The 22759-nt window shown below is 58.8% G+C and carries 23 protein-coding genes, 1 tRNA gene and 1 riboswitch; of the genes, 19 read left to right on the forward strand and 5 right to left on the reverse strand.

Translation table 11 applies throughout. The annotated features are described in order from the left end of the window. Position 1: 1 nt before the first annotated feature. The 3 genes from thiS to xseA form a co-directional block, all read right to left on the reverse strand. Entirely contained in the window at positions 2-205 is a 204-nt protein-coding gene (gene thiS / locus N645_RS0102155; RefSeq protein ID WP_024459870.1) for a sulfur carrier protein ThiS, read from the reverse strand. After that, complete coding sequence (gene thiO, locus N645_RS0102160; RefSeq protein WP_024459871.1) at positions 171-1301, reverse strand: glycine oxidase ThiO; 1131 nt, start codon at positions 1299-1301, stop codon at positions 171-173. The genes thiS and thiO overlap by 35 nt, the downstream gene beginning before the upstream one ends. A gap of 67 nt (positions 1302-1368) precedes the next feature. After that, positions 1369-1474: riboswitch (TPP riboswitch) on the reverse strand. A 159-nt stretch (positions 1475-1633) separates the two neighbouring features. After that, a complete protein-coding gene (xseA, locus tag N645_RS0102165; RefSeq protein ID WP_024459872.1) occupies positions 1634-2977 on the reverse strand; it encodes an exodeoxyribonuclease VII large subunit in 1344 nt (447 codons plus the stop codon). 144 nt (positions 2978-3121) lie between these two features. Here xseA and guaB point away from each other — a divergent pair, with 144 nt between their 5' ends. The 7 genes from guaB (at position 3122) to N645_RS0102200 (ending at position 11657) form a co-directional block, all read left to right on the forward strand. Beyond that, complete coding sequence (gene guaB, locus N645_RS0102170) at positions 3122-4594, forward strand: IMP dehydrogenase (RefSeq protein WP_024459873.1); 1473 nt, start codon at positions 3122-3124, stop codon at positions 4592-4594. Between the two features lie 224 nt (positions 4595-4818). Next, entirely contained in the window at positions 4819-6396 is a 1578-nt protein-coding gene (gene guaA / locus N645_RS0102175) for a glutamine-hydrolyzing GMP synthase (RefSeq protein WP_024459874.1), read from the forward strand. A gap of 55 nt (positions 6397-6451) precedes the next feature. Next, positions 6452-7168 (forward strand): YebC/PmpR family DNA-binding transcriptional regulator, encoded by a 717-nt coding sequence (locus tag N645_RS0102180; RefSeq protein WP_024459875.1) that lies wholly within the window; start codon positions 6452-6454, stop codon positions 7166-7168. Between the two features lie 106 nt (positions 7169-7274). Continuing rightward, positions 7275-7637, forward strand: coding sequence for an FHA domain-containing protein (locus N645_RS0102185; protein WP_024459876.1), 363 nt, complete (start codon positions 7275-7277; stop codon positions 7635-7637). A 9-nt stretch (positions 7638-7646) separates the two neighbouring features. Further along, positions 7647-9326 (forward strand): serine/threonine-protein kinase, encoded by a 1680-nt coding sequence (locus N645_RS0102190; protein ID WP_024459877.1) that lies wholly within the window; start codon positions 7647-7649, stop codon positions 9324-9326. Positions 9327-9511: 185 nt separating this feature from the next. Continuing rightward, positions 9512-9865: an FHA domain-containing protein gene (locus N645_RS0102195; protein WP_024459878.1), complete on the forward strand. Its 354-nt coding sequence runs from the start codon at positions 9512-9514 to the stop codon at positions 9863-9865. Positions 9866-10250: 385 nt separating this feature from the next. After that, complete coding sequence (locus N645_RS0102200) at positions 10251-11657, forward strand: family 43 glycosylhydrolase (protein ID WP_024459879.1); 1407 nt, start codon at positions 10251-10253, stop codon at positions 11655-11657. Between the two features lie 321 nt (positions 11658-11978). On the opposite strand, the gene N645_RS0102205 is transcribed toward N645_RS0102200, so the two are convergent. Then, complete coding sequence (locus tag N645_RS0102205) at positions 11979-12440, reverse strand: EVE domain-containing protein (RefSeq protein ID WP_024459880.1); 462 nt, start codon at positions 12438-12440, stop codon at positions 11979-11981. 129 nt (positions 12441-12569) lie between these two features. On the opposite strand from N645_RS0102205, the gene thrS reads away from it, so the two are divergent. The 11 genes from thrS (at position 12570) to N645_RS0102260 (ending at position 20886) form a co-directional block, all read left to right on the forward strand. After that, the gene (gene thrS, locus N645_RS0102210) at positions 12570-14498 is read left to right on the forward strand and encodes a threonine--tRNA ligase (protein ID WP_024459881.1); all 1929 of its coding nucleotides are present in this window, start codon (positions 12570-12572) and stop codon (positions 14496-14498) included. A 64-nt stretch (positions 14499-14562) separates the two neighbouring features. Next, positions 14563-15111: a translation initiation factor IF-3 gene (gene infC / locus N645_RS0102215; protein WP_036160067.1), complete on the forward strand. Its 549-nt coding sequence runs from the start codon at positions 14563-14565 to the stop codon at positions 15109-15111. 61 nt (positions 15112-15172) lie between these two features. After that, positions 15173-15370 carry a 50S ribosomal protein L35 gene (rpmI, locus tag N645_RS0102220; RefSeq protein ID WP_024459883.1) on the forward strand — a complete coding sequence of 66 codons (198 nt, stop codon included), beginning with the start codon at positions 15173-15175 and terminating at the stop codon, positions 15368-15370. A gap of 35 nt (positions 15371-15405) precedes the next feature. Then, complete coding sequence (gene rplT, locus N645_RS0102225) at positions 15406-15765, forward strand: 50S ribosomal protein L20 (RefSeq protein WP_024459884.1); 360 nt, start codon at positions 15406-15408, stop codon at positions 15763-15765. A 112-nt stretch (positions 15766-15877) separates the two neighbouring features. After that, positions 15878-16891: a phenylalanine--tRNA ligase subunit alpha gene (gene pheS / locus N645_RS0102230; RefSeq protein ID WP_024459885.1), complete on the forward strand. Its 1014-nt coding sequence runs from the start codon at positions 15878-15880 to the stop codon at positions 16889-16891. Between the two features lie 10 nt (positions 16892-16901). Beyond that, a complete protein-coding gene (gene pheT / locus N645_RS0102235; RefSeq protein WP_024459886.1) occupies positions 16902-19283 on the forward strand; it encodes a phenylalanine--tRNA ligase subunit beta in 2382 nt (793 codons plus the stop codon). 11 nt (positions 19284-19294) lie between these two features. After that, positions 19295-19603 (forward strand): integration host factor subunit alpha, encoded by a 309-nt coding sequence (gene ihfA, locus N645_RS0102240; protein WP_024459887.1) that lies wholly within the window; start codon positions 19295-19297, stop codon positions 19601-19603. After that, complete coding sequence (locus N645_RS0102245) at positions 19584-19943, forward strand: MerR family transcriptional regulator (RefSeq protein ID WP_024459888.1); 360 nt, start codon at positions 19584-19586, stop codon at positions 19941-19943. The genes ihfA and N645_RS0102245 overlap by 20 nt, the downstream gene beginning before the upstream one ends. Before the next feature lie 90 nt (positions 19944-20033). After that, positions 20034-20110 (forward strand) — tRNA-Pro (locus tag N645_RS0102250). Positions 20111-20317: 207 nt separating this feature from the next. Further along, positions 20318-20488: a hypothetical protein gene (locus tag N645_RS0102255; RefSeq protein WP_024459889.1), complete on the forward strand. Its 171-nt coding sequence runs from the start codon at positions 20318-20320 to the stop codon at positions 20486-20488. After that, positions 20488-20886 carry a type II toxin-antitoxin system death-on-curing family toxin gene (locus tag N645_RS0102260; RefSeq protein ID WP_024459890.1) on the forward strand — a complete coding sequence of 133 codons (399 nt, stop codon included), beginning with the start codon at positions 20488-20490 and terminating at the stop codon, positions 20884-20886. Before N645_RS0102255 ends, N645_RS0102260 begins: the two co-directional genes overlap by 1 nt. 72 nt (positions 20887-20958) lie before the next feature. Here the strand turns inward: N645_RS0102260 and N645_RS0102265 are convergent, their stop codons facing one another. Further along, on the reverse strand, positions 20959-21330 hold the full coding sequence (locus N645_RS0102265; RefSeq protein ID WP_024459891.1) for a thiol-disulfide oxidoreductase DCC family protein: 372 nt from the start codon (positions 21328-21330) through the stop codon (positions 20959-20961). Between the two features lie 120 nt (positions 21331-21450). On the opposite strand from N645_RS0102265, the gene N645_RS0102270 reads away from it, so the two are divergent. After that, positions 21451-22752, forward strand: a complete 1302-nt coding sequence (locus N645_RS0102270) for a serine hydrolase (protein WP_193744941.1) — start codon at positions 21451-21453, stop codon at positions 22750-22752. The last annotated feature ends 7 nt before the right edge of the window (positions 22753-22759 follow it).

Here is a 22759-nt window from a genome sequence, read left to right on the forward strand (position 1 = left end):
ATCAGCCTCCTCCCACGGGCCGAACCACATCGACCTGATCGCTGTTTTGCAGAACCACCTGCGGGTACTGTGCCCGGGGTACAAATTCACTGTTGATGGCAACTGCCACTGGCTGGTCAGCATACTGCCACCGCTGCAGAGCGTCGCTCAGGGGCGTGTCGGCGGGCAGCTCAACCCGCTCGTTGTTCAGACTGACTATTATCATTGAGAGCGTTCCGGGAGAGATTCAATAAATGGGGTGCGAATTCGGTGTCGGCGCCTTCGTCGATCATCGCCATCACCTGATCGACCACCGCCGGTGCCAGCAGATAGCCGTGCCGGAAGAGGCCGTTCACCCGTAGCAGGCGATCTTCTCGAGTGATCCCAGGGTTATTGTCCGGCAATGCGGGACGCAGATTGACGGACTGCTCGACGATTCGCGCTTCGGAAAAGGCCGGCGCCAGGGTGTACAGCGCGCTGCTCAATTCCAGTGACGACTGCAGCGACATGGGCGAGCGGTCTTCACTTTCTATCTGGGTGGCGCCGATCACAAAATGATGGTCGGGTTTGGGGACGACGTAGAGCTGGTAGCGCGGGTGCATCAACCGAACCGGCCGGTTCAGTGTCAGGTCCCGGGTCTGCACCTGTAATATTTCACCGCGCACACCGCGCAATTCCGGGAAGCCGGACTTGGCGCCCATGCCCCGGCAGTCAATCACCTGATCGAAACGGCGTGGGCCCGATGGCGTGTGTATCAGGCCGGACTCCAGCTCCACCTCGCAATCAAAGACGCAGTGACCGCCCAACTCCCGCAGGGCATTCCCGAGCGCGGTGAACAGGGTGCGATTGTCCAGGTGCCCTTCGTTTTCCAGGAGAAGCCCATGCTGGAACTGGTCGTTCAGATCTGGCTCCAACGAGTGAAGCGCGGGGCGGGTCAACCACTGGTAACCCTGGGTGTCGCCGGTGACGTGGTACAGGTCCCGGTAAAACTGGGTCAGTTCTGACTGATCCTGGGGATGGGCCACCACCAGGCTGCCATTGAATTGCCACAGCGGGCGACGGTGCGCTGGTAACTGTTTGACCCACTGCGGCCACTGACGCAGGGCGTAGCGGCCCATATCGTAGATAAACCGGTCGGAGACGACCGCTTCGCTAAGCGGCGCGACCATGCCCGCCGCGGTCCAGGCGGCGGCCTGGGTGCCGTGTTCCGGGCCGCGATCAAACAGCATGACGCGGTGCCCTTTGCGGAGCAGCTGCCAGGCGATCAGCCGCCCGAGCAGGCCCGCACCGGCAATACCGATGGAAAGTTTTGCATGACTCATAAGACCTCAAACACAAAGGTAAAGCGTGTGAGATCAGGAGTTTGAAGCAGGGGAAGGGGGCCAGACAGGGCCAGGCTCGCTTGTTTCCTCCGCAGGCATCAACCTGATCAGGTTCAACGGGTTTCGGTGTGACCGATCTCAGCCCTTTACGCAGGGCACCCCGACAAGTTCTTATTTATAGTAACCAGAGCGAAAGCCAGAATCAACGGTTACGGCGGATGCGTAGCGCGTGGTTACGGCGGATGCGGCCTTTGGCCTTATCCGCCCTACGCATACCACGGGGTCCGCGTAGGGCGGATAAGCCGAAGGCGCATCCGCCGTAAAACAAACCGCTACTCCTCCACCCGACTGAGAATCTCCCCGGCCGCCACCCGCGTTCGAATCCGCTCCCCGGGCTTCACCTGCGCCGCATCCCGAATCACTTCACCGGCGTCGTTGTGCACGATGGCATAACCGCGCTCCAGCGTGTTCAGCGGACTCACCCCGTGCAACAATCGCCCGGCTTCGCTCAGTCGCTGGCGCTGCTGCTTCAAGGTCTGTTGCATCTGTCGGTTCAGCCGCTGGCGAAGCTGCTCGATGCGGGTTTGCCATTGGCGAAGTTGTGGCTCCGGCCGCTGCGCTTTCTGGCGGGCCGCGAGATTGTCCAGGCGCTGGCGTGCCTGCCCCAATCGCTGCTGCATGACGCGACGCAAACGCAGCTCCAGGCTGTCCAGACGCTGGCTTTGTTGCTGCAAACGCTCCCCGGGATGACGCAGGCGCTTGCTAAGATGTTGCAGATGTTGTTGCTCGGCCTGCAGGCGGCGGCGCGTCAGCTGGGTCAGGCGCTGCTCGTAACTGCGAAAGCGGACCAACCACTCGCTGGCGTCGGGCACCACCAACTCCGCGGCGGCGGAGGGGGTTGGCGCGCGCAGGTCGGCGACAAAATCGGCGATGGTGACATCCACTTCGTGACCCACGGCGCTGACCACCGGTAGGTCGCTGGCGGCAATGGCCCGGGCCACCACTTCCTCGTTAAACGGCCACAGGTCCTCCAGAGAACCACCGCCCCGGCCCAGAATCAGTACATCAAACAGCCCCGATCGGTTGGCCAACGACAGGGCCTCAACAATCGCGGGAGCGGCCTCTTTGCCTTGAACGGGTACCGGCACCAGGGTGACCGGAATGCTCGGGAAGCGGCGCTGCAGGACGGTGAGAATATCCCGTACCGCCGCGCCACTGGCGGAGGTGATCACACCAATATGACGGGGCAGGGCGGGAATGGGCCGCTTGCGGGCCGGATCAAACAGACCTTCCTGGGCGAGCTTGTGTTTGAGTGCCTCAAAGGCCCGCTGCAGCGCGCCGGCGCCGGCCTCCTCCATGTGTTCGGCAATCAGCTGATAATCGCCGCGGTTCTCATACAGGCTGACCCGGGCCCGTAACAGTACTTGCTGGCCCTGCTGCGGATTGAAACGCACCTGCTGGTTGCGGCCGCGAAACATGGCACAGCGCACCTGGGCCTGATCGTCCTTCAGAGTGAAGTACCAGTGGCCGGAGGAGGGGCGGGCAAAGTTGGAGATCTCCCCCTCGACCCAGATCAGGGGCAGGTGGGTTTCCAGCAACTGCTTGGCGCGCCGGTTGAGTTGGCTGACGGAGAAAATCGGCCGTTCGGAGGTGGTTGAGGGGTCATTTTCAAACATGCCGGCATTATACCGAAACTGTGGGATACTTATGACGAAAATGACTGGCAAAACAATGACTTTTAACCGGTGATGGCAGTTTACCCACAGGCGTGTGGGCGGTATAATTGACGGTTTACTTATCTCAGGATAAAGGTTGGCTGTATGTTGCGTATTGCTGAAGAAGCCCTCACGTTCGACGACGTTTTGCTCCTGCCGGGCTATTCAGACGTCACGCCCAAAGACGTCTCACTGAAAACCCGGTTGACCCGCGGCATTCAACTGAATATTCCGCTGATTTCCTCCGCCATGGATACCGTCACCGAGGCGCGCCTGGCCATTGCCATGGCCCAGGAAGGTGGCATCGGTATCATCCATAAAAGCATGAGCATCGAAAAGCAGGCTCAGGAAGTCCGCCTGGTCAAGAAGTTCGAGGCCGGCGTGGTCAAAGATCCGATCACCATCGACTCGAACGCCACCATCAGCGACCTGCTGGCCCTGACCCGGCAGAACAACTTCTCCGGCCTGCCGGTGCTGGACAACGGTGATCTGGTGGGTATCGTCACCGGTCGCGACGTGCGCTTTGAAACCAATCTGGAGGCCAAAGTCTCCAGCATCATGACGCCGAAAGACAAGCTGGTGACCGTCAAGGAAGGGGCCAGCAACGACGAAGTGCGCAGCCTGTTGCACAAGCACCGTATCGAAAAAGTCCTGGTGGTCAATGACAACTTCGAGCTTAAAGGCCTGATTACCGTCAAGGACATCAACAAAGCCGAAAAATACCCCAACGCCTGCAAAGACCCGGAAGGTCGCCTGCGCGTGGGCGCCAGCGTCGGCACCAGCCCGGACACCCCTGACCGGGTCGCCGCCCTGGTTCAGGCCGGCGTGGACGTGATCGTGGTGGACACCGCCCACGGCCACTCCAAAAACGTGATCGAAGGCGTCCGTCGCATCAAGAAAGATTACCCGGAACTGCAGGTCATCGGCGGCAACATCGCCACCGGCGACGCCGCCAAAGCACTGGTTGAAGCCGGCGCCGACGCGGTGAAAGTGGGCATCGGCCCCGGCTCGATCTGCACCACCCGCATCGTCAGCGGCGTGGGCGTACCGCAGATCAGCGCCATCGCCAACGTCGTGGACGGCCTGAAAGGCATTGACATCCCCATCATCGCCGACGGCGGCGTACGCTTCTCCGGCGACCTGGCCAAAGCCATCGTCGCCGGCGCCCACACCGTCATGATGGGCTCCATGTTCGCCGGCACCGAAGAAGCCCCGGGCGAAGTGGAACTGTTCCAGGGCCGCACTTACAAAGCCTACCGCGGCATGGGTTCCATGGGCGCCATGTCCCAGACCCAGGGCTCCAGCGACCGCTACTTCCAGGACGCCAGCCAGGGTGCTGAAAAACTCGTTCCGGAAGGCATCGAAGGTCGCGTACCCTACAAAGGCCCGCTCAACGCCATCGTCCATCAACTGATGGGTGGCCTGCGCGCCGCCATGGGCTACACCGGCAGCCACAACATCGACGAAATGCGCACCCAACCGCAATTCGTCCGCGTCACCTCTGCCGGCATGGGTGAAAGCCACGTTCACGACGTACAGATCACCAAAGAAGCCCCGAACTATCCGGTAGGGCGGTAACACATACCACCAAAACATGGGGCTCTGATCGATTCAGGAGTCCCACCAAAGGTAGGTCCGGTGTGGGGTACAGCGGTTGAAGACTCTCTGAGGCATGGATGCCGATGAGAAGCCCCCAGGGAAGGGTTCACGGCGGGTCTTCAACCGCTGTACCCCACACCGGACCGGCTACGAAGTTCCCTAATTTGGTGAATCAAGCCAAGAACCTGACAGCAAGAGCCCCCATGACTCAAGACATCCACGCCCAAAGAATCCTCATCCTCGACTTCGGCTCCCAATATACCCAGCTCATCGCCCGAAGAGTGCGCGAAATCGGCGTATTCTCCGAAATCCGCGCCTTCGACATGAGCGACGAGGAAATCCGGGACTACAACCCCAACGGCATCATCCTCGCTGGTGGCCCCGAATCCGTCCACGCCGAAGGCAGCCCGAGAGCACCTCAAGCCGTCTTCGAGCTCGGCGTGCCCGTACTCGGCATCTGCTACGGCATGCAGACCATGGCCGAACAACTGGGCGGCTCCGTACAGGGCTCCAAAGTCCAGGAATTTGGCTACGCCCAAGTCAAGGTTCACGGCCAGACTCAACTGCTACACGACATCAAAGACCACCTCGACCACAACGGCGACTCCCTGCTGGACGTCTGGATGAGCCACGGCGACAAAGTCATCAAACTGCCGCCGGACTTCGACATCATGGCCTCTACCCCGAGCTGTCCGATCGCAGGCATGGCCAATGAAGCCAAAAAATTCTACGGCGTCCAGTTTCACCCGGAAGTCACCCACACCCTCCAGGGTAAGCGCATCCTCGAGCACTTCGTGTTCGAACTCTGCGGCTGCGAAGCCCTCTGGACTCCGGCCAAAATCGTCGACGACGCCATCGAAAAAGTGCGCGAACAAGTGGGCAAGGACAAAGTCCTGCTCGGCCTGTCCGGTGGTGTGGACTCCTCGGTGGTGGCGGCCCTGCTGCACAAAGCCATCGGCGATCAGCTTACCTGCGTGTTCGTCGACAACGGCCTGCTGCGCAAAGACGAAGGCGACCAGGTCATGGAAATGTTCGCCCGAAACATGGGCGTGAAGGTGATCCGTGTCGATGCCGAAGACCAGTTTCTTGGCAAGCTTCACGGCGTGGATGACCCCGAAGCCAAGCGTAAAATCATCGGCAACACCTTCATCGATGTGTTCGATGATGAAGCCACCAAACTCAAAGACGTCAACTGGCTCGCCCAGGGCACCATCTACCCGGACGTGATCGAATCCGCCGCCGCCAAAACCGGCAAGGCTCACGTGATCAAATCCCACCACAACGTGGGCGGCCTGCCGGAAACCATGAAAATGCAGTTGGTGGAACCGCTGCGTGAATTGTTCAAAGACGAAGTGCGTAAAATCGGTCTGGAACTCGGCTTGCCCTACGATATGGTCTATCGCCACCCCTTCCCGGGGCCGGGCCTGGGCGTGCGCATTCTGGGTGAAGTGAAAAAAGAGTACGCCGATATTCTGCGCGAAGCCGATGCCATTTTTATTGAAGAGCTGCACAACGCCGACTGGTACCACAAAACCAGCCAGGCCTTTGCGGTGTTCCTGCCGGTCAAATCCGTCGGTGTCGTCGGTGACGCCCGTCGCTACGAGTGGGTCATTGCCCTGCGCGCGGTGGAAACCATCGACTTCATGACCGCACGCTGGGCGCATCTGCCGTACGAGTTGCTGGAGAAAGTCTCCAACCGTATCATCAATGAGATTTCCGGTGTGTCACGGGTGACTTACGATGTATCCAGTAAGCCACCCGCGACCATCGAATGGGAGTAGGCCGTCTCTTGACGGCCGTGCATGAATAACAGATAAACGAACCCGGTATTCACCCATGGGCAGAGCCTACCAGAACCGCAAAGAATCCATGTCCAAAACCTCGGACATGAAATCCAAAATTTACAGCCGTTACAGCCGCGAGATTTACATGTGCGCCAAGTCCGGTGGCACCGAGCCGACCGGCAACCTGGCGCTGGCTTCTTTGCTTGAAAGGGCAAAGAAAGAGCAGGTGCCCGCTCATGTGATCGATAAAGCGATCGCCAAGGCCGAGGGTGGCGGCGGAGAAGACTTTGCGGTAGCGCGCTATGAAGGGTTTGGGCCCGGCAACACCATGATCATTGTCGACTGCCTGACCGACAATCCCAACCGGACCTACGGCGATGTGCGCACCTGCTTCAACAAGGTGAAAGCCAAGCTGGGTGCCTCGGGCGCGGTCAGTCATTTGTTCGACCACAGCGCGATTTTCCGCTTCTCCGGGCCGGACGAAGACGCGGTGCTGGAGGCTCTGGCGGACGCCGATGTCGATGTCACCGATATCGAGGCCGAGGAGGGCATCATCACGGTATTTGCCCCGCAGACCGAATACGCCAAAACGCGCAACGCCCTGAAGGAGGCCTTCGAAGGGATCGAGTTTGACGTTGAGGATGTGCAGTTCATCCCTCAGATCACCACCGAGATCGCGGGTGAGGACGTCGAGCAGTTCGAGAAAATGGTCGAACTGTTGAACTTTCTGGACGATGTTCAGCGCGTTTTCCACAATGCGGAGTATTGAGGCGCGGTAACCGCGCATTCAATCAGCAAGAGGAGAAAGACGTCACATTCCTCTCTGGCCCCCTGTGCTACGCTTTCCGGATTGACCGGCACAGACAGGGGGCCCTATGCCGTACATTCACCATCAGCTCAACGGTGCCAGCGTCGGCTACTACGAGCTCAGCAACGAAACCCTGACCATCGGGCGCAGCGCCGATAATCATCTGGTTGTGGATGATGCCACGGTCAGTGGGCACCACGCCGTCATCGAGGCGACCGCTCAGGGTTTCCGCATCCGGGACCTGAACAGCACCAACGGCGTCTGGGTGAACGGTCAGCGGGTGCCCGAGGCGCCCTTGAGGGTGGAAGACAGAATTCGGATCGGAACCCATGAGCTGCAGTACGCCGAGCAGATTTCCGACGAGCTGCAGCGCACCCTGAAAATCAAGAAAAGCTGGATTCCCGGCGTTTACTACACCGCTGAGCAATAACCCTCTTCTATGAGCGCTACCTTCACGGAACGATTGGCCGACGGACTGAGCCTGCGCGTGCTGGTATTGTTGCTAGGCGGCTGGCTGATCCTGCTTCCCCAATCCCTCCCATCGCCCTCGTGGCTTGATGCGAAGCTCTTTGATGCCTCCTTGGCATTGACCCCCGAGCGGGTTCGCTACACTCATCCGGCCTCCCCGTCATCGGTTGGCGAATGGTATTCGATCTGGCCGGAGGCTACCGCCCGCTGGGCAGAGCAGGGCCTGTCCAGGCATTCCGGGGCGCTTCTCAATGGCGGCTACCGGACGCCCTGGTGGTTCTACCCGGCCTTCTCCGGTCTGATTCTGGCTCTGGCGGTTTATCTACTCTGGTTGACCCCGGTCATGGGCAGAGTGGCCGCGTTATTGATGACCGGGCTGCTCACCATAGGCCTGGTTGCGGGGCAAATCGGTGCCCATATCAGTCAGGGCTTGTATCTGCCACTCGGGCTGGCGGTTCAGTATCTGTGGGTCGGACTGTTGCTGATCGGTGCGTCTTGGCACCAGCGTCGCTGGTATCGCCAGGCGCAGTATCTGCGTCGTCAATTGGGCATTGAGCGCTTTGATAACGGTCACTGGAAAGAAGCGCTGACCGCCTTGAAAGCCTGCCCCACCTCGGAGTCTATTCTGGATCTGCTCTACGACCAGGCCAGAGAGCACGAACGCCGACAGCGCCGCCAGGAGGCGCTGGCCTGTTACCGGGAGATCGCGCAGCGCAAGCCCATGTACCGTGACGTAGCGCAACGGGTCAAGGCGCTGGAGGCTCGGCAGGGGGCCACAGGCACCGCGAACCTGGCACAGACCCAGGTGCTGGAGGAGTTCGCCGTGCCCCAGCAGTTGGGGCGCTACCAGATCGAGCGGGAGTTGGGGCGCGGCGCGATGGGCATCGTCTATCTCGGGCGAGATCCCCATATTGCCCGGGAGGTGGCCATCAAAACACTGAATGTTGCGCCCTTCGATGCCGATGAGCGCGAGAGCCTGAAAAAACGGTTTTTCCGGGAAGCGGAAGCGGCGGGGCGGCTGCGGCACCCGAATATTGTGACGGTATACGATGTGGGGCAGGAGCATGAATTGGCCTTTATCGCCATGGATTACGTCCGCGGCGAGCCGCTCAGCGAACGCACCGCCCAATCCCGGCAGCTTCCGCTCGCCAAGGTCTATGAGCTGATGGCCACGGTCGCGGAGGCGCTGGCCTATGCCCACGAGCAGCAAGTGGTTCACCGGGATATCAAGCCGGGGAATATTCTCTATGACCCGGATGAAAACCGGGTGGTGGTGACCGATTTCGGAATCGCCCGGGTGGCCAACAGCGCCCGGACCCAGACCGGCGAGATTATGGGGAGCCCTCTCTATATGTCCCCGGAGCAGCTCAAGGGGGCACGGGTAGGGCCGGCGAGTGATATTTTCAGTCTGGGCGTGACTCTGTACCAACTGCTGACCGGGGCGCTGCCATTTCGGGGCGATACGATTGCGGAGCTGAGCTATCAGATCGTGCAGAGCCGGCACCGGCCTCTGCGTGAGGTGCGGAAGGAACTGCCGCGCAGTGCCACGCGGATTGTGAACAAAGCGCTACAGAAGGAGCCGGAAAAACGCTATGCCAACGCAGCAGAAATGGCCAAGGCATTGCGCTCGGCACTGGAGAAAGAGTTCTGATGTTTGCGGACAGTCCGCTGTGGCATCAAGTCCGGTCTACGACGGGGTATACCGTTTCAAGACACGCCGTACATACGTCCCTGTAGGCTCGGATCGCGGGTCCCCCGCTCTACGGTCTTGAAACGGTATACCCCGACGTAGACCTCAGTGCCATCTTTATCCCATATTTAAAAAGGTACCCTACAATGGCTTGGTTGATTCAACTCGTAGACGATGTCGCGGTTCACAAGTTTGAACTTGTGGGTGGTGAATTGACGCTGGGGCGTCACCCCGAGTGTGACGTGCTGATTGACGATAGCGCGGTCAGCGGTCGTCACGCCCGCATGAGCGTGAAGCCCAATCCGGATTTCCCGCAGTTTCGGGAGTATTACCTGGAGGATCTGGGGAGCACCAACGGCACTTTCGTGAATGACCAACGAGTGGCGCAGCGATTGCGACTCCACCATAACGACAAGATCCGACTGGCCTGGAATCAGTTCAAGTTCGTGGACAACGACGAGCAGGACCTTGAGCGCACCCGACATATGGTATCGAGCTGATCAATCCACGAAACACGCTCAGTAGGTCGGATTAGCGCAACGCGCGTAATCCGACATGCTCACTCGATGTGAAGCTCGCGGTTGTATCGAGTCCGATCCGGGGTGGGGTGGACCTTTCAAGACACGCCGTACATACGGTTCCCTTCGTGCTCCAGGCGCTTCGGGACACTTCCCACATCCATGTGGGGCGTCCACGAAGGCTCGGATCGCCGGTCCCCGGCTCTACGGTCTTGAAAGGTCCACCCCACCCCGGATCTAAGTGCCAGATTTGGTTTCTGGTCGCTTTTGCTTTCGCTGATGTTCAAATCTGGATTTTACTGCTTGAATTGTATTATGATATTCAAAATACCAATGATTTCATAACAATGGCAAGCAGGAGAACACCATGTCGACATCTTTCAAGCGCACTCTGGGCGCCACCCTGATGGGTCTCGCCGGTGCGGCGGGCGTTCAGGCGGATAACCCCATCATCACCGAACGCTTCAGCGCGGATCCGGCCGCCCTGGTCCACGACGGTAAGGTCTACCTGTATGTGGGCCACGACGAGGCCACAGTGGATGGCGACTTCTTTGTCCTCAAGGAGTGGAACATCTACTCTTCAACCGACCTGGAAAACTGGACCCTCGAGGGCGAGGTGCCGCGCACCATTTTCGAGTGGGCCGATGGCGATTCCGCCTGGGCTGCGCAGGCGGTTGAGCGCGACGGCAAGTTCTATTGGTACACCACCGTGCGTATGCCAGTGCCCGAAGAAGGCGATTGGCAGGGCGGCTATACCCTGGGGGTAGCGGTGTCCGACGATCCGGTCACCGGCTGGAAAGATGCCCTGGGCAAACCGCTGATCGACCCCAACGACACCGAGCCGGCGCCTCACATGATCGAACACAGCCACAGCTGGGACGACATCGACCCGAGCGTGTTCATTGATCACGACGGCCAGGCCTATCTGTACTGGGGCAACTCCCACCTCTACTACGCCAAACTCAAAGACAACATGATCGAGTTCGACGGCGAGGTCCACAAAGTCGAGTTCGACATGCCCGGCACCTTCACCGAAGCGCCCTGGGTGCACGAGAAAGATGGCAAATACTACCTGACCTACGCCATGAACTACCCCGAAGAGCTGGCCTACGCCATGAGCGACAGCCCGGAAGGCCCCTGGGAATACAAAGGCCTGCTGATGGACGTGCTCGAAGACAGCGGCACCAGCCACCAGGCGATTCTGGAATACGAGGGTGAAGACTACTTCATCTACCACACCTCCGCACTGCCCACCGGCGGCAACTTCCGCCGCTCCGTCTCCATGGAATTCCTGGAGTACAACGCCGATGGCACCATCAAGAAACTGACCCCCACCGCCTCCGGCATCACCCACGCCGCTCAGGCGCTGCAGAGTCATGCAAATACCGATGAATACGTGTGCTACGGCGACGGTGAAGAAACCACCTTGGCCGAACTGAACGCCGCCGATCACTGGCAGTACAAATGGCATGTCGAACCCCTGGTAGAGCAGGGCGGCAACACCGTCTCCTTCCAGCCGGAAACCCGTATGGGCTACTACCTGGTGGCGCAGGATGGTGAAGTTGCTATTGTCGAGCACGACGGTACCGACGAATTCGCTCGTGCGGCGACCTTTGAGCGGGTGAGCGGTCTGGCGGGAGAGGGTGCGTCATTCCGTTCGCTGGAAAATCGTGAGCATTACCTGATGGTGAATGGCGGTGTGTTGACCTTGGGGCAGCCGGGCTCGGCGTCTGAGCGTAAAGCGGCGACGTTTGATGTTATTCCCACCGAATAAATTTGTCGTGATTAAGGTGGCGTAGGGCGGATCGGTCCGACGCATCGGAGGCGAAAGCCGCATCCGCCGTAAATACCCGTGATGCCTCCACAATAACTTCCTGTAGTCACCTCAACGCCTGGGTAACGGCGGATGCGCGCTTCGCGCTTATCCGCCCTACGCGACCTGAGGCGAATCTGGCACGGAGGTCCGTTATGAGGTCTGGCCTTCGGAGACTCTCGGAGGCAGGGAGCCGACGAGAAGCCTACAGGGAAGTATTCACGGCGGGTCTCCGAAGGCCAGACCTCATGACGGACCGGACTCTCCAGTAACCACCACTCATCAAGAAGCCATTTTCAGAATGTACTTCCATTCCTTCGCCGTGACGGGCTGAATTGACAGGCGGCCCTGCTTCAGCAGCACCATCTCACCTAACGGCTCCTGCTGCTTGATGATTTTCAACGGCACCACCTCATCAAACGCCGACTCAAACTGAATATCCACACAAAACCAGCGCGGAGTCTCCCTCGTCGCCTTCGGATCAAAATAATCACTCGCCGGATCAAACTGCGCCGGGTCCGGATAAGCCGCCTTCACCACCTTGGCCGTGCCCGCCACACCCGGCACCTTGCACTGACTGTGATAAATCAACACACCGTCACCGACCGCCACCTCATCCCGCAGAAAATTGCGCGCCTGATAATTGCGAATCCCGTTCCAGCGGCCCACACCGTCCCGCTCCTTGCGCAAATCCTCAATACCGTACTCATCCGGTTCCGACTTAAACAACCAGTAATTTGCCATGTCGCTTACTACCTCTCTATAATGCCCGTTTTACGCCGTTCCGGCCCGCTCCCCATCCTGGAGCCGCCCGCCGGAGTCAAAACGCACGTGGCCTTTGGTAGGGGTCACCACTGACATCAAGGATACACCATGCCTGTCATTACACTGCCCGACGGTTCCAAACGCGAATTTTCCCAGCCGGTCACTTTGATGCAAGTCGCCGAAGACATTGGCCCCGGTCTGGCCAAAGCCACCGTGTGCGGCCGCATCAACGGAAAACTGGTTGACGCCTGCGAGCTCATTGAGGATGACGCCGAGGTCACCCTGATCACCGGCCGCGACCCGGAAGGGCTCGAAGTCATTCGGCACTCCTTCGCCCACCTGGTGGGTCACGCCGTCAAACAACTGATCCCGGAGGCCAAAATGGCCATCGGTCCGGTGATTGAAGACGGGTTCTATTACGACATCGACGCGCCGCACCCCATTACCACCGAGGAGATGGAGGCCATCGAGAAGCGCGTTCAGGAGCTGATCAAGAAAGATTACGACGTCATCAAAGAGATGACGCCCATCGAGCGGGCCCGTGAAGTGTTCGCCAACCGGGGTGAGGACTTCAAAGTCGAGCTGGTCGATGACCTGATCGCCGCCGGTGAAAAGGCGGTCGGTCTGTATCACCACGAAGAATACGTCGACATGTGCCGCGGGCCTCACGTGCCCAACACCCGCGTGATGCGCTACTTCAAGCTGATGCGGGTCTCCGGTGCCTACTGGCGGGGCGACTCCAGCAACAAGCAGCTGCAGCGCATCTACGGTACCGCCTGGAACGACAAAAAGGCGCTCAAGGCCTATATCCAGCGCCTGGAAGAGGCGGAAAAGCGCGACCACCGCAAGCTCGCCAAAAAGCACAACCTGTTCCACACCCAGGAAGAGGCGCCGGGTATGGTGTTCTGGCACCCCAAGGGCTGGACCATCTACAAGACCCTGGAAAACTACATGCGCGACATGCAGCATCGCCATGACTACCAGGAAATCCGCACCCCGCAGGTGGTGGATATGACCCTGTGGCAGAAATCCGGCCACGCGGACAAGTTTGGGGATGGCATGTTCACCCTCAAGTCCGAAGATCGGGATTTTGCCGTCAAGCCCATGAACTGCCCCTGCCATGTGCAGGTGTTCAATCAGGGCCTGAAAAGCTACCGGGATCTGCCCTTGCGCCTGGCGGAATTCGGCTCCTGTCACCGCAATGAGCCCTCCGGCTCCCTGCACGGCATCATGCGGGTGCGCGGTTTTACCCAGGACGATGCCCACATTTTCTGCACCGAGAATCAGATTCAGCCGGAAGTGGCGGATTTTATCGACTTCCTGCACGAGGTTTATCGGGATTTCGGCTTTGACGAGATCATCTACCGCCTGTCCACCCGCCCGGAAGAGCGGGTTGGCAGTGACGAGAGCTGGGACAAGGCCGAGCAGGCTCTGGCCGAGGCCCTGAACGCGAAGGGGCTGGATTGGGAAGAGTTGCCGGGGGAGGGCGCCTTCTACGGACCCAAGATCGAATTCTCCCTGAAAGACTGCATTGGCCGGGTCTGGCAGCTGGGTACCATTCAGGTGGATTTCTCCATGCCGGGCCGTCTGGACGCCCAATATGTGGCCGAAGATGGCTCCCGTCAGGTGCCGGTCATGCTCCACCGGGCCATTTTGGGGTCTTTTGAGCGTTTTATCGGTATTCTGATCGAACATTACGAGGGAATTTTCCCCGCCTGGCTGGCGCCGGAGCAGGCGGTGGTGATGAATATTACCGACAATCAGGCCGAATATGCCCAAAAAGTGGAAAAAACCTTGCGAGATAAAGGGTTTAGGGTCATTTCGGACTTGAGAAACGAGAAGATCGGCTTTAAAATCCGCGAGCACACCCTTCAGCGGATTCCCTATTTGCTCGTGATCGGCGACAAGGAGATGGAATCCGGGGCTCTCGCCGTGCGCACGCGCGGGGGCGAAGACCTGGGGGTAATGAGCGTGGAAGACTTCGCCGAACGCCTGGCGGCCGATGTGGCTCAGCGCGGACGGAGTCAGTCCCAGTAACGGCAGGGCCCAGGCCCGCTCGTTGCAGACGGACGGGCCAGCTCAGATTTTCAACAAACAGGAGATAACAGCTATCAAACGACCAGCGCCTAAAGGCAAGTCCAAAAAAGCTCGGATTAACGATCAAATTGAAGCCAGTGAGGTGCGCCTGATCGGCCCCAATGGCGACCAAATCGGTGTTGTACCCTTGGCTGACGCGCTCGAGGCGGCACAATCCGCGGACCTGGATCTGGTGGAAATATCGCCCGATAGCGACCCCATCGTCTGTAAAGTGATGGATTACGGGAAGCACCTGTTTGAAATCAAGAAGACCAAGGCGGCTGCCAAGAAGAAGCAGAAGCAGCAGCAGATCAAAGAAATGAAATTCCGTCCAGGGACGGAGGAAGGGGACTACGAGGTCAAACTACGCAACCTCGTGCGTTTCCTGGAGAACGGGGACAAGGCCAAGGTAACCTTACGGTTCCGCGGCCGGGAAATGGCTCACCAGGAACTGGGGATGGATGTCATGCATCGCATCGAACAGGACCTGATTGAGCTGGGCACCGTCGAGCAGAAGCCGAAGATGGAAGGCCGGCAGCTCACCATGGTGATCGCCCCGAAAAAGAAGAAGTAGCTGGGCTTTTTAGCTGCCTGAGTTACTGTTTATTTACCTATGAATGCGGAGTTTTTATCCCATGGCAACAAAAGCTAAAGTACACAGTGGCGCCGCCAAGCGCTTCAAGAAGACCGCGGCTGGTTTTAAGCACAAGCACGCTTTCAAAAGCCACATCCTCACCAAAATGACCACCAAGCGCAAGCGTCAGCTGCGTGGCACCAGCATGCTGAATGCAGCTGATGTCCCGGCCGTCAAGCGCATGTTGCGTTCCAACTGATCGGTTGCAACCGGAAATTTTTTGAGGAGTAAATAATGGCTCGAGTAAAACGTGGTGTGGAAGCACGCCGTCGTCACAAGAAAGTTCTTAAGGCTGCAAAAGGTTATTATGGAGCCCGTTCACGGGTATTCCGCGTAGCCAAACAAGCGGTTATCAAGGCCGGTCAGTACGCTTATCGCGACCGTCGCAACAAGAAGCGTAACTTCCGTCAGCTGTGGATCGCGCGTATCAACGCCCAGTCCCGCGCTGAAGGTCTGACTTACAGCAAATTGATCGCCGGCTTGAAGAAAGCCAACATCGTTCTCGACCGTCGCGTTCTGGCCGATCTGGCCGTTCACGACAAAGCGGCGTTTGCCGTCGTTGTTGCACAGGCTAAATCAGCTCTGGCTGCTTAATCGTCAACAACGTCTGACACGGTAACGTGTCTGAATGAGCGCGATAAGAGGGGGGACTGGTTTCAGTTCCCCTTTTTTATTGAATAAACCAAAGAATTTGGGTTTTTGACTGATGGAAAATCTCAATGCGCTGACCGAAGCGGCGCTCAAGCAGGTACAAGACGCCGATGACCTGGCCAGCCTGGACAAAGTCCGGGTCGAGTATCTGGGCAAGAAAGGCAGTATCAGTGCCCAGATGAAAAGCCTGGGTAAGCTGTCCGCTGAAGAGCGGCCCGCCGCCGGGGCGAAAATCAACGAAGCCAAGAATCAGGTTCAGGACGCGCTGAACGAGCGCAAAGCGGCTCTGGAAAAAGCGGCCATCGATGCTCAGCTCGCCGCCGAGACCCTGGATGTGACCCTGCCGGGCCGCGCCAACCAGACCGGTGGTCTGCACCCGGTCACTCGCACGCTTGAGCGCATCGAAGCCATTTTTGCCGCGGTGGGTTACACCGTCGAAGAGGGCCCGGAAATCGAAGATGACTATCACAACTTCGAAGCCCTGAATATTCCGTCCCATCACCCCGCGCGGGCGATGCACGACACCTTTTACGTGGATGATACCCACGTGCTGCGCACCCATACTTCACCCGTGCAGGTGCGCACCATGGAAAACCAGAAGCCGCCCATTCGCATCATCTGCCCGGGGCGGGTGTACCGGTGTGACTCGGATCTGACCCATACCCCCATGTTCCATCAGATTGAAGGCCTGGTGGTGGACAAGGGCATCAGCTTTGCCGACCTGAAAGGCACAGTGGACGAGTTCCTGAAGTCGTTTTTCGAGGCCGATGTGCCCGTGCGCTTTCGGCCGTCTTATTTCCCGTTTACCGAGCCCTCGGCAGAAGTGGACATCGGTTGTACCCATTGCGGCGGCAAGGGGTGTCGGGTGTGTAAGCAGTCCGGCTGGATTGAAATCATGGGCTGCGGCATGGTGCACCCCAACGTTCTCAGCGCCTCTGGCGTCGATCCCGAAGTCTACAGTGGCTTCGCCTTTGGGCTCGGGGTGGAGCGCATGGCGATGCTCCGCTACGGCGTGAACGATCTGCGCCTGTTCTTCGAAAACGACCTGCGTTTCCTGAAACAGTTTTAAGAGTCCGATTATGAAAGTAAGTGAATCCTGGTTGCGGGAGTGGGTAAACCCGGCCATCACCACCGATGAATTGGCCGCTCAGATCACCATGGCGGGCCTGGAAGTGGATGCTGTTGACCCGGTTGCGGGCGAATTCACCGGCGTGGTGGTTGGCGAAATCGTCTCGGTCGAACAGCACCCGGACGCGGACAAGTTGCGCGTGTGTAAAGTAGCGGGCGAGGGCGATGAACTCCGGCAGGTGGTGTGCGGTGCGCCCAACGCCCGTGAAGGCATCAAGGTGCCGTTCGCGACCGTCGGCGCCAAGCTTCCCGGCGACTTCAAGATCAAAAAAGCCAAGCTGCGCGGCGTAGAATCCTTTGGCATGCTCTGCGCCCAGACCGAACTGGAAGCCGGCGACGATGACGACGGCCTGTGGGAGCTGCCCGTCGATGCGCCCACCGGCACCGATCTGCGCGAGTATCTGGGGCTGAACGACCAGATCATCGAAGTCGATCTGACCCCGAACCGCAGCGACTGCCTGAGCATCAAGGGCATCGCCCGGGAAGTGGGCGTTCTCAACCGCCTGTCGGTCAATGAGCCCGAGATCGTTCCGGTCAAACCGGTCAACGACGAGACCCGGCCGGTGACCCTGAGCGCGCCGGAAGGCTGCAGTCGCTATGTCGGTCGCGTGGTCCGGAACATTGATATCAGTCGCCCCAGCCCCCTGTGGCTGCAGGAGAAGCTGCGCCGCGCCGGTCTGCGCAGCATCGATGCGGTGGTGGATGTCACCAACTACGTGCTGCTGGAGCTGGGCCAGCCCATGCATGCGTTCGACCTCGCCAAGCTCAGCGGCGGTATCGACGTACGCCTGGCCGAGGCGGGTGAAAAGCTCGTCCTGCTGGACGATCAGGAAGTGACCCTGACCGAGGGCACTCTGGTGATTGCCGACCAGGAAAAGCCCCTGGCCATGGCCGGCATCATGGGCGGTCGCGACAGCGCGGTTGGCCCCGAGAGCCGGGATATTTTTCTGGAAAGCGCTTTCTTCAATCCCATCGCGATCGCCGGCAAGGCGCGCAGCTACGGCCTGCACACTGACTCTTCCCACCGCTTTGAGCGGGGCGTGGACTATCAGTTGCAAGAGCAGGCCATGGAGCGCGCTACCGAGCTGCTGCTGAGCGTTGTCGGCGGCGAGCCGGGTCCACTGGTCAAAGCCTGGGATGAAAATCATCTGCCGGGCGATCGCACCGTCAGTCTGCGTCGCGAGCGCGTGACCAGTGGTCTGGGTCTGGAATTGCCGGATGAAGACGTGGAAGCCATCCTGACCGGTCTGGGGCTGACCCTGACCGAACAGACCGACGCCGGCTGGACCTTCGCGGTGCCCAGCTACCGGTTTGATCTGGCCATCGAAGCGGATCTGCTCGAAGAGCTGGCCCGTATTTACGGCTACAACCGCCTGCCGACCCGCAGTCTGGCCGCGGCCATGAGCGTTCCGGCCCGCCCGGAAGGGCGCCTGTCCCTGGAACGTATTCGCCGGGAGCTGGTGGCGCGGGATTATCAGGAGACGATCACCTACAGCTTCATTGAGCCCAAACTGTCCCGGCAGTTTGCGCCGGATATCGAGCCCGTCGCCCTACGCAATCCCATCAGTGCTGATATGGCGGTCATGCGCCCGACGCTGCTGCCCGGGTTGGTGTCCACCCTCCAGCACAACCTGAACCGCCAGCAGGAGCGTGTGCGCCTGTTTGAGAGCGGGCAGCGGTTTGTCCCCGGTGCAGACGGCAAGCTGCGTCAGGAGCCCATGCTGGCCGGCCTGATCTATGGCAGTCGTCAGCCCGAGGGCTGGGCCAACGCCAAAGAGCCCGTGGACTTCTACGACCTCAAAGGTGACCTGGAAGCAGTGCTGGCACTCACTGGTGCCGGTGACGAGTTCCGCATGGCGCCCGGTGCCCACCCGGCCCTGCACCCGGGCCAGTCCGCCGCCATTTACCGGGGCGAGACCCAGGTGGGCGTGATCGGTACCCTGCATCCGCAGCTCCAGCGTGGTCTGGACATCCCTGGAGCGGTATTTGTGTTCGAGCTGGCCCTGTCGGCGCTCAAGTCCGCCCGCAAGCCGGCCTTTGAGCCGCTGTCCCGCTTCCCCAGTGTCCGTCGGGACCTGGCGCTGCTGGTCGACCGGGGCGTGGCGGCCCAAAGCCTGTTCGATTGCGTCAAAAGCCACGCCGGTGAGCAACTGCGAGACTTAAAGGTCTTTGACGTGTATGTGGGCAAAGGTATTGATCCGCATAGAAAAAGTGTCGCTCTGGGCTTGACCTTTCAGGACGCTTCGCGCACTCTTAACGAGGAAGAGATCAACGCCTCGGTCGAGCGGGTAGTGGAACGCTTGAAAGAGGAGTTTGGTGCCACCCTCAGATAGGAATAAGAACTATGTCGGGCGGGGCTCTCACAAAAGCCGATCTAGCCGAAAAACTCTACGACGAGCTTGGCCTCAACAAGCGTGAGGCCAAAGAGCTCGTGGAGCTGTTTTTTGAGGAAATCCGGCGGTCACTGGAAAGCAACGAACAGGTAAAACTGTCCGGATTTGGTAACTTTGACCTGCGAGATAAAAGCCAGCGCCCGGGGCGCAACCCGAAAACCGGGGAAGAAATCCCCATCAGCGCCCGCCGGGTGGTCACCTTCAGACCAGGACAAAAACTCAAGGCCAAAGTAGAAGCCTATGCTGGAACCAAGCCATAACGACGAATTGCCGGTAATTCCGGGCAAGCGCTACTTCACCATTGGTGAGGTCAGCGAGCTTTGCGCCGTGAAACCCCACGTACTGCGCTACTGGGAGCAGGAATTCCCCCAGCTCAAGCCGGTCAAGCGTCGGGGTAACCGCCGGTACTATCAGCGCCAGGATGTGCTCACCATCCGCCAGATTCGGGCCCTGCTGTACGACCAGGGCTTCACCATCGGCGGCGCCCGCCAGCAGATGGAGGGGGAGACGGCCCAGCAGGACGCCAGCCAGTTCAGCCAACTCGTCGGCCAGATGATCGCCGAGCTGGAAGAAGTCCTGGAAGTGCTGAAAACCCGCTAAATCAGGCGCTTGCAAAATCACAATTTTGCGGTATCATGCCCATCCCTGTGACGGACAGCCCCAACGGCACCGCTCACAGCCAGCCAAAATCGGAGCGTAGCGCAGTTTGGTAGCGCACCACACTGGGGGTGTGGGGGTCGCAGGTTCAAATCCTGCCGTTCCGACCAAATACCAACGTTTAAGCCCTTGATTCCCAAAAGGAATCAGGGGCTTTTTCGTTTCTCGCTCCTAAATAAACCCCTTGCCATCGCAGCTGCTTCCCCGTGCACCCCTTAAATCCTTCCACACGCAACATATTTCCCCGCCACCTAAACTCTGGCACACTTAGCCGTAATCAATGAACGCTTTCTCTGAATGTCGCTGGGTGAAGATTTATGAACAAAAAAATTGAAAAGTACGGCGTGAAAGTCGTTGCCAGACCGAAGATTAAGGCAACAAAAAAGCTCGATTTGTCTGGGGTGTCTGGTAAGCAAATCATAGTATCTGAAACAAAGCTAACACTGAGAACACATAAAAAAACCTTCGATAAGTTGGCTGATATGTAATGGATTTAATTAAATTTCCTTTCGAGAGAGTCGTTGAAATAAACACCTTCATCCTAGAGCATGAGCCGGGAATGAAAGGCGCTGTAGACGTGGCAAAATTACAAGGCGCTCTTGGCCGGATAGACAATGCGATTGCGTATGCAGGCCTTGATGATGTTTTTGAGATAGCAGCTCGCTATGCTTCCAGTATTGCAAATGCGCACTCTCTGCCAGATGCCAATAAACGAACAGGTCTTGCGGTTGCATTGGAGTATCTCTCACTGAACGATTATGAGTTGGTATCTGACAATGATCTTTTGGCGGACGCTGTGAGAGATCTGGTTCTAGGTGAGATCGAGGAGCAAGATTTTGCGGATTTGCTCTATTCTCAGTATTTTTCAGGGCTGGGTGAGTTATGACCAGTAACGGAGCCAGTACCTCTCGCAGGGACGGTTGAACGAGATCACCAACGGGTTACTCTAAGCAACCAACTACCCCCGACCACTTTTCCTCAAGCGACGGTCCACCCAGGCGTGATAGCTGCGGGACAATAACCCGCGAATGCCGGGTAGGCCGATCAGCCACGCGACAGGGCGCAACAACCGAGTTTTTCGCATCAGCAGGATGTAGGCATCCAGCTCCCGGTGTATCTGTCCCTCGCCATCCTGCACATGCAGTTCCCGCAGGGCCCTGTCGGGGTCTATTCCACGCTGTTTCAGCTCGTCATCGCGGCCGGTTATATCGACCCATTGGACGGCTTCGCCCGCGCGGCCCGCCAGGCGCTCATAGCGCTGGCGGTCGGCCACGCAGCGGGGGCAGGCGCCGTCGTAGTAAACGATAAGGTGGTCGTCGTGGTTGCTCATGGTAAGAACCTGTCTGTGGCTGAGCGTGGGTGACGATTTGTATGATGTATACCGTATAATGACGGTACCATAAACGACCTATGTCTAACACAGAGAGTGGAGCGACGGATGAAAAAAATAATGACGATTGGATGGGCGATGCTGGTTCCGGTGTTGCTGGCGGCAGGCTGTACCACTACGGAGACCTCAAAGGGCTTCGAGTACCCTTTGGACATTGCTCAGGTGGGCGCTGATCCGGCCAAGGCGGCAGAGATTGATGCGCTGCTGAAATCCTTTGTGGAGGAGAAGAAAACCAACAGTGTGGCGGCGTTCGTCGCCCGGGACGGGAAGGTACTGTATTCCGAGGCCTTTGGCTGGAGGGACATGGAAGCGGGCGTGCCGGCCAGTGTGGATGATTACTACGCGCTTTTCTCCCAGACCAAGGCGGTGACGACTGTCGCGTTTATGACGCTGGTGGAGAAGGGACTGGTGGATATCCATGATCCTGTCTCCAAGTATTTTCCGGGTATTCCGGATCAGGTCATTACCGAGCTTCACGACGACGGTCGCTATGAGACCCGACCGGTTGAGACGCCGATGACTTTTGTTCATCTGATGGCGCATACGGCGGGTTTCGATGCCCATCTGGCGGGGGAGCTCCGTAAGCAGCACAGTGGGGAGCCCATGGGGTTTCTCGGTTTTGGCGGAAAGGAGCCTGATTTCGTGCCCATCGGTCAGCATACCTCGGGTGGGGATTTCAGCGCAGAGTATCTGGAAGAGGAAATGCTCGCCTTGGCGGAGTACCCGTTGGGCTTTGATCCCGGCGCGGAGTGGCACTATCACCTGAGCACCAACATGCTGGGTTACCTGATTGAGCGGATTTCCGGGCAGCCGCTGCGTGACTACGTGAAGGAAAACGTGCTGGACCCATTGGGTATGGACGATACCGACTGGTTTCATGCACCGGAAGATTTTGATCGCTTCGTCAAACCTTACCGTGCAATCGACGGTGAGTTGGTGCCGGGTACGGAGCTGTATATCAAGGGTGCCGTCACCGAACAGCAGACCTACGCGGAGGGCGCCATTGGTCTTAATGGCCCGATCGAGGATTACGCGAAGTTCTGCCAGATGCTGTTGAACAAGGGCGAGTTTAACGGCCAGCGGATTCTCGAACCGGAAACCGTGGAGCTGATGACCACGGTGAATCGCCTGCCGCAGGCGAGCCAACCGTTTGAGTTTGGTCTGGGTTTTGAGCTGTACAACGATGAGAAGGAGCCGGTACCGGCGGTATCCGACTCCGCTTACGCCTGGGGCGGACTCTTGGGCACGGCCTATATTATCGACCCGGATAAGAACATGATCGCGCTCTTTTACCGAAATATGTATGAGCGCGAGGAGCTGTACCCGCAGTTCCTGGAAAAGGCCTATGAACTGATCGAGTAAGTCGGGT

It is taken from the genome of Marinimicrobium sp. LS-A18 (assembly GCF_000463525.1).
Lineage (GTDB): Bacteria > Pseudomonadota > Gammaproteobacteria > Pseudomonadales > Cellvibrionaceae > Marinimicrobium > Marinimicrobium koreense.